11 protein-coding genes and 1 pseudogene are annotated in these 11,899 nt (G+C 64.6%); 3 read left to right on the forward strand and 9 right to left on the reverse strand.

From position 1 onward, the window contains the following. The 5 genes from ABIV12_RS11285 to ABIV12_RS11305 all read right to left on the reverse strand — a co-directional run. Window positions 1-422 (reverse strand): hypothetical protein (locus ABIV12_RS11285; protein WP_348059294.1); only part of this gene is annotated, 422 nt, incomplete at its 3' end. Between the two features lie 102 nt (window positions 423-524). Then, complete coding sequence (locus ABIV12_RS11290; RefSeq protein ID WP_348059296.1) at window positions 525-1,229, reverse strand: amino acid racemase; 705 nt, start codon at window positions 1,227-1,229, stop codon at window positions 525-527. Window positions 1,230-2,214: 985 nt separating this feature from the next. Continuing rightward, on the reverse strand, window positions 2,215-2,724 hold the full coding sequence (locus ABIV12_RS11295) for a glycine zipper domain-containing protein (protein ID WP_348059298.1): 510 nt from the start codon (window positions 2,722-2,724) through the stop codon (window positions 2,215-2,217). Window positions 2,725-2,863: 139 nt separating this feature from the next. Next, window positions 2,864-3,652: a response regulator transcription factor gene (locus ABIV12_RS11300; protein ID WP_348059300.1), complete on the reverse strand. Its 789-nt coding sequence runs from the start codon at window positions 3,650-3,652 to the stop codon at window positions 2,864-2,866. Continuing rightward, a complete protein-coding gene (locus ABIV12_RS11305; protein WP_348059302.1) occupies window positions 3,649-4,761 on the reverse strand; it encodes a histidine kinase in 1,113 nt (370 codons plus the stop codon). Before ABIV12_RS11305 ends, ABIV12_RS11300 begins: the two co-directional genes overlap by 4 nt. A 218-nt stretch (window positions 4,762-4,979) precedes the next feature. Between ABIV12_RS11305 and ABIV12_RS11310 the strand changes: the two genes are divergently transcribed. Continuing rightward, window positions 4,980-5,345, forward strand: coding sequence for a hypothetical protein (locus ABIV12_RS11310; RefSeq protein WP_348059304.1), 366 nt, complete (start codon window positions 4,980-4,982; stop codon window positions 5,343-5,345). Window positions 5,346-5,436: 91 nt separating this feature from the next. Here the strand turns inward: ABIV12_RS11310 and ABIV12_RS11315 are convergent, their stop codons facing one another. The 3 genes and pseudogenes from ABIV12_RS11315 to ABIV12_RS11325 all read right to left on the reverse strand — a co-directional run bounded on the left by ABIV12_RS11315 (window position 5,437) and on the right by ABIV12_RS11325 (window position 9,619). Further along, window positions 5,437-6,885: a UdgX family uracil-DNA binding protein gene (locus ABIV12_RS11315; protein ID WP_348059306.1), complete on the reverse strand. Its 1,449-nt coding sequence runs from the start codon at window positions 6,883-6,885 to the stop codon at window positions 5,437-5,439. 74 nt (window positions 6,886-6,959) lie between these two features. Then, window positions 6,960-8,102, reverse strand: a pseudogene (locus ABIV12_RS11320) (putative DNA modification/repair radical SAM protein); the annotation flags it as partial. 200 nt (window positions 8,103-8,302) lie between these two features. Continuing rightward, entirely contained in the window at window positions 8,303-9,619 is a 1,317-nt protein-coding gene (locus ABIV12_RS11325) for a hypothetical protein (RefSeq protein ID WP_348059308.1), read from the reverse strand. Between the two features lie 260 nt (window positions 9,620-9,879). On the opposite strand from ABIV12_RS11325, the gene ABIV12_RS11330 reads away from it, so the two are divergent. Next, window positions 9,880-10,386 carry a hypothetical protein gene (locus ABIV12_RS11330; protein WP_348059310.1) on the forward strand — a complete coding sequence of 169 codons (507 nt, stop codon included), beginning with the start codon at window positions 9,880-9,882 and terminating at the stop codon, window positions 10,384-10,386. A gap of 156 nt (window positions 10,387-10,542) precedes the next feature. Here ABIV12_RS11330 and ABIV12_RS11335 read toward each other — a convergent pair whose 3' ends face one another. Then, window positions 10,543-10,824: a DUF6445 family protein gene (locus ABIV12_RS11335; protein WP_348059314.1), complete on the reverse strand. Its 282-nt coding sequence runs from the start codon at window positions 10,822-10,824 to the stop codon at window positions 10,543-10,545. Between the two features lie 160 nt (window positions 10,825-10,984). On the opposite strand from ABIV12_RS11335, the gene ABIV12_RS11340 reads away from it, so the two are divergent. Beyond that, on the forward strand, window positions 10,985-11,899 hold a 915-nt coding region (locus ABIV12_RS11340; protein ID WP_348059312.1), incomplete at its 3' end, for an oxygenase MpaB family protein.

Consider the following 11,899-nt stretch of genomic DNA (forward strand, 5'->3'; position numbering starts at 1 on the left):
GACTGGATGCCGAACATCTGGTTCACCGGAAAATCGAGGTCGCGGAAACGGTCGCCCTCGACCTGGATGGTCAGAAAATAATCCAGTACGTCGTAGGACAGCTTGCCGTCCTGATCGAGCGCGTCGCGGTCGTATCGATGCAACACGTCGACATTGCTGCGGACCATCGCGGCCATCGCATCGGCGTGCGCCGGCGATGCATCGTCGAACTTGCCGCTGTAGAAATCCGCCCAGGGTGGCAGGATGCGCATGTTGCTCAACATTTCCGGGCTCTGCAGCGCGAACTGCCCGAACACGCGACCGTAAAACAGGTTGATCGAATACGGTTTGAAATACCAGACGTGCACGAAGAACGCACCACCCAGCACCAGCACCAGCGCGACCAGCCGCAATATCCACTTCAGAACAATGCGCATTGCCATCCCCCTTTCCAGATCGCCTAGCGTAGCGGGCAACGGCGGTTCCGGCATCGGCCGGAAGGCATGGCGCTGGAACCGGGTCGTGCCCGCTGCAGGCCGATCGCCTCAGCGCGCACCGTCGATCGCGTGGCGCAACGCGGCACGCGCCAGGAGACGCGTTGAGTCGAGCGTGGGAATCGATGAGTTGCGATCGTCGATGATCAACGGAATTTCGGTGCACCCGAGGACCACGGCGTCACAGCCGCGTGCCTGCATGCGGGAAATCACTGCCTGAAAATACGCGACGGTCTCCGGCCGAAACTCGGCGCGAACGAGCTCATCCATGATCAGTTGACCCATCCGGTCGCGCTCTTCGTCAGACGGCCTCACGTACTCCAGACCGCGCGCGCGCAACTTCTCCGGATACACCTCGCTGGCCACCAGCCAGTGGGTTCCGGTCAGACCCAGTCGTCGGAACCCGCGCGCCTGCGCTTCGGCGGCGACGACATCGGCGATGTGAAGCCAGGGCAGTGGCGACCTCGGCTCCACCAGCGAAAACGCCTGGTGAATGGTGTTGTCCGGGCAAACCAGGAAATCCGCACCCGCAGCGAAGAGTTTTTGCGCCGACCCGAGCATCAGATCGGCGATGCCATCGAACCCGCTGGAGTCCAGACAGCGGACATAGTCGGCAAGCGACCTCGTGTGAAGGGAGACTTCGGGATGGGCGTGCGGGCCCAGCAGAGCCGCTCCCTCATGACAGATGGTGCGATAGCAAAGTGCCGCGCCTTCAGCCGAGCAACCCACGATGCCAATGTGGAGAGGACGCGCCATGCCATTCGCTCCGACGGGCTCGATGTGTGAAGCGGAGTATGCGCGAGACGCTTCCCTCCCGCGCTCGCTCATGCGTACCGATGTGATCGGGGCACGCTATGGATTGGTTTCCGCAGTGGAGTGTTGGAAAAAGATTGCCCGCCATTCGCCATCGCGATAGACGAAAATGTCACTGGATTTGACTGGAATCGCGTTTGCCGCGTTCGTCGGAACCCAGGTCAACACCGCAGTGTCTCCGAACATCGTGACTTGCGCTTTGCTGGGGTGTTTGCTTTTCCAGTCAGTAACCATCTTTGCGTAGTCCACGGATTTCCCCCGCTTCTTCGTGCCTTCGACGATGTGCGCTTTCGTCGTGACCTTTCCGGCAGAGCCGATCGACGTGTATCCGTCGAGCAGCAGGTGCTCGACGTATTTGCTGTTGCCTTCCTGCTCCGCCAGGCCCCAGCTCTCATCTGCGGCGATGACGGCTGCTTCGGTGCCAGGCGGCGGCTGGCGCCTGGCCCGCCCACGACACTGTTGGCGACAGCAAAATCAGTGAGAAAGACAAGGCTTTCATCCAGATGTTCTCCACGACCGGAACCGCTTCTGACGGCTGCCGAAAGGGACACGTTCAATTCCGCTCGGGCGACGTGAATCACGATGGCGATCGCCATCGTGGCGCGCCAGGGCGACGAGGGCGAGCCACACGCACATTGATGCACGATTTGATGTCGGTCACGAACATACACAATGCCGTCATCCGTCCGCGTCCGATCGATCAGTGGTGACGCACCGGTGGGTCGCCGGAAAACGCGGAAGAATTCCAGGCTCTCCAGCAATACACGTTTTAGATGCCCACCGTCGACCGGGGCGTGACTGGCTGAGCAAATTGTGACGCGCAATCGTCGAAAACTGCCCGACATTGCGCCGTGCAGACGCACATGAAAAAGCCCGCGCGTTTGCGCGGGCTCTTCAACGTTATCGCCTCGGCGTGATCGCCGCGGGGTCAGACGCGATGGACAGGCGCGCCGGGTTCCAGAGGCTCGCTACCAGTACGCTCATACGCATCACGGACAGCGCCACTGGCGTCGCTCCAGGAAAGATCGCGTGCGTAAGGCTGCGCTTCCCAATCGCTCATGATCTGACCCTCCATGTCGCGCCACGGCTTGCCGCCGAGCCGTTCGCGCGACTCCCAGCCGTGACGATACGCCGGCTGGTAGCGGTCGTAGCTCGCTCCATCGGCGACGTAGGTCCGGCTGACATAGTTCTTGCGCCAGTACGCGTCCTCGATCGTTGGATCGATGCCTTCCGCGACGCCCTTTCCAAACAGGCCGCCCGCCACTGCGCCGACAGCAGCGCCGACGACCGTCCCCACCGGGCCTGCAAACGTGCCCACGGCTGCGCCCGCGGCGGCTCCGCCAACGGCAGCGCCAACGCCAGTGCCGACGGGGTGAGCGCCAGGCTCGCCACTGATCGGATCAAGATTTTCACGCGGAACTTTCGGATCGGAATTCATCGGGTTCTCCTTGTCGGGTGAACTTCGACAATGACGGGGTCGAACTTAACGACGCGTGGCAACGTCCGTTTCCCATGTGCTCCCGTTCACGTTCGCGCCGCTACCAGATCTTCGGTGCGCAAGCGGCGTGCACTGGCCATCAGCGGGCGGACTTCACATCTCCCCGCGTTGTCGCAAGCCGCAGGAAGGCCTCGTGCTGGTAGCGGCTCATGCGCAACTCCTGTCCGGTATCCATCACGACGACATGGTGCCCGTGGAACCACGGATGGATCGTCTTCACGCGACGGACATTGACGATCGCGGATCGATGGACACGCGCAAAGTGGCGTGGATTGAGGCGTTCGGACAGGCTCGTCATCGTCTCGCGCAGTTCGTAGGTGCGGTTTGCCAGGTGGATCTGCGCGGTGTTGCGGTTTGCGCGGATCCACACGATGTCGTCGACGTCGACAAGCACGACGTGTTCATCGACGCGCACCGGGATGCGCTCCAGCCAGTCGTCGCGATGGCGCAACTCGTCGAGCGCCTGCAACACCCGCGCGGAGGTCCCGCCAGGATCGCCTTGCGGGGCCAGTCTCGCTTTTGCGCGTCTCAGCGTGAGCTGGAAGCGGTCGCGGCTGAAGGGCTTCACGAGGTAATCCACCGCGTTGATCTCGAACGCATGCACGGCATGCTGCTCGTAGGCGGTGACGAACACCGTGGCCGGCATGCGGCCTGCGCCGATTGCGGCGACGACCTCGATGCCGGTCATCGCCGGCATCTGGATGTCGAGGAAAACCAGATCGGGCGAGTGACGGCGAATTGCCTCCGCCGCTGTCGCACCGTCGCCGCATTCTCCGACGAGTTCCACCTCGGCGTCATCGCGCAGCAGCCGTACGATCGCGTGTCGTGCGATGGGTTCGTCGTCGACCACGAGCACCGTGATCGTCACGCGACCTCCTCGCGCAACTGCACCGGCGGTGACTGAAGCGTGCGGAACGGAAGACGGATTCGACACGCAACGCCGCGCGGCCAGAGGATGTCCAGGCGGATCTGCGCCGAATCGCCATAGAGCTCACGCAGGCGCAGCTGGGTGTTGCCAAGCCCGATTCCACGGCGGTGGGCGGCGGTCGATCCGAGCTCCAGCGTGCTGTTGCGGTTGCGCACTTCGAGGAACAGCGTCCCGCCTTCGCGGCGCGCCTCGACCTCGACGCAGTCGTCCCCGACGTTCCTGCCGATGCCGTGGCGAATCGCATTCTCCACCAGTGGCTGCAGGATCAGACTCGGCACCGCACAGTCCAGCGACTCGGGCGACACAGACACCTGTGTCGTCAAACGATCCTTGAATCGCGTGCGCTGAATGCCGAGGTAGAGTTCCAGCAATTGAAGCTCGCGCTGCAGCGAGATCTCCTGGCCTTCGTGATCTTCGAGGAGCGCGCGCAGCAGGTCACTCAGGCGCAGCAGCATGTCCTCTGCGGCTGCCGGGTCGTCTTCGAGCAGCGTCACGATCGCGTGCAGCGTGTTGAACAGGAAGTGCGGCTGCAGCTGCGTCTTCAGAACCTGCAGCCGCGACTGTGCAAGCTCGGCGGCAAGCCGGCTGGCCTCCACGTCGCGACGGGTCTTTTCGCGATGGAAGTGGAGTGCCTGGCTGATCGCAACGAGCATCCCGTACGTGATGAATCCCATCGCGACGTGCTTGCCTGCGAACTGGCTGAACTGCTGGCCAAGCGAACCGGGCTCGGTGAGATGCGAGATCGTCGCGCCGATCACGATCGCGAGCAAGGTCATTCCTGCCCCGGCAAGGACATGCATGCGCAAGGACGGCCAGCGCTGCGTCGAATCGATCGGATACCGCACGGCGAGGCGAAAGACTCCCGGGGCCAACAACGCCCACGTGTACCACTCGATCATCGACCAGCGCAGGTAGTCGGTGACCGCCCACGTCGGTCCGTACGCCAACGCGTCCTGCATGTACCACTGCGCGGCGAACAGCAGGACGACGCAGCTCCAGATGCCGACATAGCGCCAGAAACCGATGGTCGTTTCGCCAAGCCGGATCATGGGGACGACCGTGCATCGTGAAGGATGGCCGACCATCCTAGGCGCGCGGCGACCCACTGAGAAGCGTCGCGCGTTGCGACTACGATTCGCACGGCCTGCACGACGATTCGTCCCGGAATCCTTTCGCCGGACAACGCTTCGCGATGGGATGCGAGCACCCGGCGGCCTGGCTGGATAGAGCCCAACCGGTTCCTTCACCGCAACGAGAGGACACTTGCATGCGAGCCATGTTCCCCATCCTGTTCGCGCTTTGCGCCATCACGTCGAGTGCATGCGCAGCCGAACGCTGGCACTACATCGAGCTGGTCAACACCGCGCCCGAGAGCATCACGTCATTTTCGATCGCTGCGGTCGGTAGCACCGACTTTCGCGAAGTTCGACTCGGCGTGCTGCCGCTCCACGGCGGCGGCGATTCGGCCACCATCGGCATCGACGGCGATGGCTGCATGCGCGATTTCCGCACCGTCTTCAACAATGGACGCACGCTCATCCAGCAGAAGTTCAACGTGTGCAAATATCGCAGCTATCACACCGGGCAGTACCTGCGCGCGCGGGCGCCGGCGGCGGCGTACGTGAAGTCCTGATCCGTTGAACCGCGTGCTTCTCTTGTGGGAGCGGCTTCAGCCGCGATGCTTCTTGCGGGATATCGATGAAGCATCGCGGCTAACGCCGCTTCTACATTCCATCATGTTGATCTTCGAAGCCGGGCACATCGTGCATCATCGAAAGATCCTGCACGAATTGCGTAAACGCTTCCTCCCGCTCCGCTTCACCCGGCAACCGCAACAGGTACGACGGATGCACTGTCGCGAACGCGCGCGTGCCATCGCCGCGCGTTCGCCACGCGCCGCGTTCCTTCATCAGCGCGAATGATTTTCCGAACACCGCCTGCGCCGCCATCGCGCCGAGACAAACGATTGCCGAAGGCTTGATCGTCAACAACTCCGCCTCCAGCCAGCGATGACATGCGGCTTGCTCCTGCGCATTCGCTCGCGCGTGCAGGCGTCGCTTGCCACGCACCTCGAACTTGAAATGCTTGACCGTGTTCGTGATGTAAAGCATGCGGCGGTCGATGCGCGCTTCGGCCAGCGCGCGATCGAACAGCTGTCCGGCCGGTCCGATGAACGGCCGGCCCGCGAGATCTTCCTGGTCGCCGGGCTGCTCGCCGATCACCACGATGCGCGCGTCGTCGGGCCCCGCACCGAAGACCGTCTGGGTTGCCGGCTCCCACAACGGACACGCGCGGCACGCCTTCGCTTCCCGGCGCAAGTCCGCGATGCTGCCCGATGGCACGTTCTCGGGCACGGATGCGGCTGGTGCGGGGATCGCCTTCTTCGCGATCGTCGGTGGCTTGCGAACCATCTCGTCCATCCGTGCGGACGCGTCGCGGATCAGCGCCGGAATCAACACCGTTTCGGGCATGTTCTTCCAGTAGCGTACCGGCATTTCCTTCACCATCGCGTTGACCTTCAAGCGCGCCGGATTGAAGATGTTTGCGAAGTAGGTGAGCCACAACGCCTCGAGCGCGTCCTCGTCCGGCGCATCGCTTTTCTGCGCACCGGTTCCGAGTCGCAAGGTTTCCAGGTCCCAGTGCAGGCTGCGGGTCGGAGTGAGGATCGACCAGCGCATGCCGGCAAACCGGCGCACGAAGAACGGCGCAACGCGCAGCAGAATATCGTGCGTCGGTTCGAACCAGGCGATGAACACGCTGCCGTCCGGCGCCTTCACTTCGCGGAAACGCACGAACGCCTTCATCTTGTGCTGATCGCGGCGCACTGCTTTCGCGGCGAGCGCGCTCCATGCGACATCCTCGTCGGTGGCGATCGACAGCAGATGCGACTCGCCGTGTGTGATGCGCCACACCAGTCGATACAGCACGGAGTGGCGGCGCGGATCGGCGTGCGCCAGCACCGTGTTCGAAAGCTCCAGGAATTCCCGCGGGACGCGACCGGCTTTGGCGGCGGACGACGGTGTCGTGGACGGTGGCAACGCAGCGAAGAGGCCGGCGTCCTCACCGACCTGCCACTCGACCTCGGCCGGCTCGATACCGTCGCGCAGCAACCCGCGCGCGTGCTCGCGCCATTCAGCGAAATCCGACCCGTCGTCGAGGACGACCCGCCGCATCAGTGGCCGAACAGATCCGTCTGCCGCGGCGTCACGCCAAGCGGTCGCAGCGTTGCGCTCTCGCTGTCCGCACGCGGCCGATGGTCGATCGTCTCGACGAACGGCGCGATCTTGCGCACCGGCGCACGCAGTTTCACCAGATCCTCGTAGCGCACCTTGCGATGCGCGCGCATCTCGATCAGGCGCTGCACGGTGCGAACGCCCAACCCGGGAACGCGCAGCATCTGTTCCTTCGGCGCGCGGTTGAGATCGACCGGAAACTGCGAACGGTTGCGCAACGCCCACGCCATCTTCGGATCGACGTCGAGATCGAGCATGCCACTGTCGCCGGGCGGTGCGATCTCGTCGGCGTCGAAGCCATAGAATCGCATCAGCCAGTCGGCCTGGTACAACCGGTGCTCGCGCACCAGCGGGGGCGGGCGCAGCGGAAGCGCGTTCGACGCATCCGGTATCGGACTGAACGCGGAGTAGTAGACGCGTTTGAGTCGATAGTTCGAATAGAGGTTGGTACTGGTTGCCAGCACGTCGCGGTCGCTCGACGCATCCGCGCCGACGATCATCTGCGTGCTCTGCCCGGCCGGCGCGAATCGCGGCGCCTTTTTCTCCGCCTTCGATTCATCGATCGACAGACGCAACCGGCCCATGGCCTGGCGAATGTCGCGATGGTCCTTCTCCGGCGCGAGTGACTTCAGCCCACTCTCGGTCGGCATTTCGACGTTGATGCTGAGCCGATCGGCCCATCGCCCGGCCGCGGCGAGCAGCTCGGGCGACGCATCCGGAATCGTCTTCAGATGGATGTAGCCGCCAAACCGTTCTTCCTCACGCAACGTACGCGCCACCTCGACCAGCATTTCCATCGTGTAGTCGGAGTTGCGGATGATTCCCGACGAGAGAAAGAGTCCCTCGATGTAATTGCGGCGGTAGAAATCCATCGTCAGCTGCACCACTTCCTGCACGCTGAAGCGCGCCCGCTGCACGTTGCTGCTGCGCCGGTTGATGCAGTACGCACAGTCGTACACGCAGAAGTTGGTGAGGAGAATCTTCAGCAGAGAGATGCAACGGCCATCGGGCGCATACGAGTGGCAGATGCCCATGCCTTCGTTCGACCCGATGCCGCCTGTCTTGCGCGAATCGCGCGACTGCCCACCACTGGATGAACACGACGCATCGTACTTGGCCGCGTCGGCGAGCAGGGCGAGTTTTTCGGAGAGCTTCATCGGATGGATGATCGCGCAACGCGCGTCGAATCGTGTGAACGACGTTCAGCATCGCGGCCCGCTGTCGCAGCACGCGCGACGCGGGCGGGACGGCGCAGCGATCGAAAAAAAAAGCCCCGCTCGGAGCGGGGCCTGACGGATGACTGCAGGGAGCCGATCGAACGTCGGCCTTGGTCGCTCAGGGGTTGGTGCGTGGTCGTCTAATCGTCGTCATGGCCGTGGTGCCCGCCATGGTCGTCGCCCGGCGCGTCGTCGTTGCCGCCGCTGCCGCCACCGTGGTCATCGCCGGGAGGATCGTCGTTGCCGCTGCCGCCACCGTGGTCGTCGCCGGGAGGATCATCGTTGCCGCTGCCAGCGCCCTGTCCGCCGGAAGCGCGCGGTGTCGTGGGGAACGTGCCGGAGATCACGACGGTCCCCGCACTCAGGATCTGCACGAGCTGTCCGCGCGGATCGAAGTCGAGCGCGAGATGGGCAGGTTCGGCCGGATTGCGGAACTCGATCTCGCCCTCGGTGCCGCCGGGCACCGCCGTCACGACGATGGTGCCGTGCTCGACACCGCCGACGGCGAGCACATAGCTGCCTGCTGCGACCTGTTCGATCTCGACATTGAACTCCGACTTCGTGGTCGACTGGCGAAGCTTCGCATCGAGCTTCGGCCCGTTGCGTGTCGTCTGCACGCGCAACTCGTATTGCTGGCTGGCCGAAGGTGGACCGGACCCGGGCGTCGCATGCCCGAAGGGCGTGGTCAGCAGCACGGTGGTGCCGCGCAGGATCTCGACTGTCTGGTCGCGCGGATCGAAGTCGAGCAGCGGCTTGCCCGGTTCGGCGGGACTGCGGAATTCGACTTCGGTTTCAGTGGCCGACGCTGCCACCTGCAAGGTCGCCCGAATGCTGCCGCCCACGCGAAGGTCATAGGCGCCCGCAGGAAGCTTCTCGACCTCGACGTTGAAGTCGCTGCGGTCGCTGCGCTGGTCGAAACGCGCCCGACCGCTCGCTGCGGCGACCACGCCGGTGTTGGTGAAGAACTGCACGATGCGCAGGTCGCTCGACGCGGTGCGGTCGTCCGAGATGCCGCCGGTGCATGCGACTTCCGTGGCGGACGCGAGTCGGGCGATCGTCGTTTGCCCATGCGGTTGGCGCGCATCGTTCGGCGTCGACAGAACGGTGCCGTGCGCGCAATCGGTGAACGCGACGGTGAGCGTGCCCCAGGATATCGCCGTCGCGGCGCTCGCCGACTCCGACGTCACGGTGGCGAGGACGGCGCGGTTGCCGACGATCGGTCCTTCGCCGATCAGCCACACCGGCTTGCCTGCGGCATCGCGCGTGAACCAGTAGGCGAGCAGCTTGTTCGATGTTCCATCGCTGATCACTTCAGCGCTGAAGCCGCGGTTGTTGCCGCTGCTGTCGTGCCACAGACCCGAGAATCCGCGGGTGATGGTGACGGCTTGCGTGTTCGGTGCGGTCACCGCACACGCGAGCAGCACGGCGGTGGCGATGGCAGGAATTCGGATGTTCACGGTGCACCTCGATGTGGGACGGTTGCCGTTGGTTGCGGCAAGTCCATCCTGCGCAGCGCAGCTGCGATCCTCAATCCGGGGTTTCACCCAGCGCCGCTGGTATTCCGTGACGTACGTCGTGAAGCGGCCGGCTTCGCGGCGCACCTGCATGAATGCATCGACGGCGATCGGGCAGACTGCCGGCGCGAGGCCGATGATCCCGTCATGTCACCCTCACCGCGATTCTTGCGTACTGGTCTTGTAACCACCGGAGAAACCCCATGATCCGTCTGATCAACCGCACCCTGCTCTGCCTCGCCATCCTCCACGCCGCGGCCGCGGGCGCGGACGAACCCCAGTCGCTGACCGCGAAGGTCGACGGTGCCGCCTTCGCGGCAGACGACCACACGATCCTGCTGGTGCCGCTGAAGGGGACGTTCACGCTGCAGGCGGCGACCGCGGGCGCCGCGGCGTATCCACCGCCGAAGACGCCGATCGATCGACTGTCGATCACCTGCGACGCGTTCACGCCCGGTCAGCCGATGACGTTGGGCGCGAAGGACTTCGCCTCGTCGGATTGTCGCGCGACCTTCGTGAAGGGCGCGGCCGCAGGCGCGGAAGGCGACGAATACGCGCTCGACAAATCCGGCGCCGGCATCCTGTTCGAGATCACCGTGTCGCACGGCAAGGTGATCGAAGGCCGCTTCGCGTTCCCGATGAAGAACAAGGCGGGCAAGGCGCTGACGTTGAGCGACGGGCATTTCGTCGCGGAAGACCGGCAGCTCTAGGCAGCAAAAAAACAATCGCCGCGGATGGGAGCAACACCCTCTTCCATCCGTTGCGCAGCGGGGGACGGAATCGGGACAACGCCTCCGGTGACGGCGCTCGCAGCGAAGCGCATCACGCCCGCCATCGTCGCCCCGATGAATTTCTCGCCGAAGCATTCACGCCGCATGACGCCGGCTGACGAAGAATCCGTTGAGCGTCAGCCGTCCGCGGCCGGGATCGCCATCAAGTTTTTCCGGCGCGCCGATGTCGCCGCTGTGCAGCACGGCGCCGTCGTAGAAGATCATCCGGTTCCAGCGCGCGGGAACGCTCGCCGTCTGGTTGAACCAGCGATTCGACCCGGTCATGTACCCGGCGGCGATGCCATGCCGCGCAGCGCAGCGCAGCGCATCCTCGACGATGTAGCAGTGGCGGCTGTCGCCGAGAGGAACGCGATCGATCCGCGCACGCGCATTGAAGACGGGTTATTGCATCGGGGCGACGGGGCCGGACGGAGCCTCAACGGTAGGTCAGGTCCGTACGCGACTCAAGTCCGCGCAAGGACCCCCGACAGGTCAATTGGACGCACGCACTCCACTCGCGGATTGGCTAGCATGCCCGATGCCTTCGCCGCTGCGCGCCCTGACCGCTCCCGCCTCCGCCCAGATTCGTCGCTGGGTGCTGGGTGCGTTTCCGCGAAGCCCGGGCGGCATCGACTACGAACATCCGGCGGGCGATCCGGGCCTGTTCGGCCCCGACAGCGCCACGTGGCGCGTCCATGCGGATTTCCCCGGCATGCTGTCCGGCGGCCTGTGCGCATTGATGCTGCAGCTGCTGCATCCGCTCGCGCTCGCCGGTGTGTGGGATCACTCGAATTTCCGCGAGGACCTGGTCGGCCGTCTGCGGCGAACGACGAATTTCGTCGCGGGCACCAGCTATGCATCGCGCGAGGACGCGGAAAAGCTGATCGCGCGCGTCGTGCGGATCCATTCGCGCGTGCGCGGCACGGCGGCCGATGGTCGCGCGTATGCGGCCGACGATCCGGACCTGCTGACGTGGGTGCACGTCACTGAAGCGTACGGCTTCCTGTCGGGCTACCGGCGTTATTCCCGCGTCGCGCTGCCGGCCGGCGCGGCGGATCGGTACTACGCCGAAGGGCGGCAGGTCGCCGAGAGGCTTGGAGCGCGCAATGTGCCGGCGTCTGTCGCCGAGGTTGATGCGTATTTTCAGCGGGTTCGCGCCGACCTCACGTTTGACGCGCGCTCGCGCGAGGTGCTCGCGGTACTTTCGAGCATCCGGCTGCCCGTCCCCGCTGCCGGCCTTTCACGCAACCTGTTCCTTGGCGCTGGCGTGGCGCTGTTACCGGAGTGGGCGCGCTCGATGCTCGGCCACGGTCCCTTGCAACGTGCGCAGTCGGTGGTTTCCGCAGGCGTGCTCCGTTCGATGGCCCCGCTCTTTCGTGTCGCGCTGCCAGACGGCATCGCGCAATGCGCGTGCCGGCGGATGAACATCTCGCCTGCCATTCTGTCCAGCTGG

Source organism: Dokdonella sp. (assembly GCF_039926425.1).
Taxonomy (GTDB): Bacteria; Pseudomonadota; Gammaproteobacteria; order Xanthomonadales; family Rhodanobacteraceae; genus Dokdonella_A.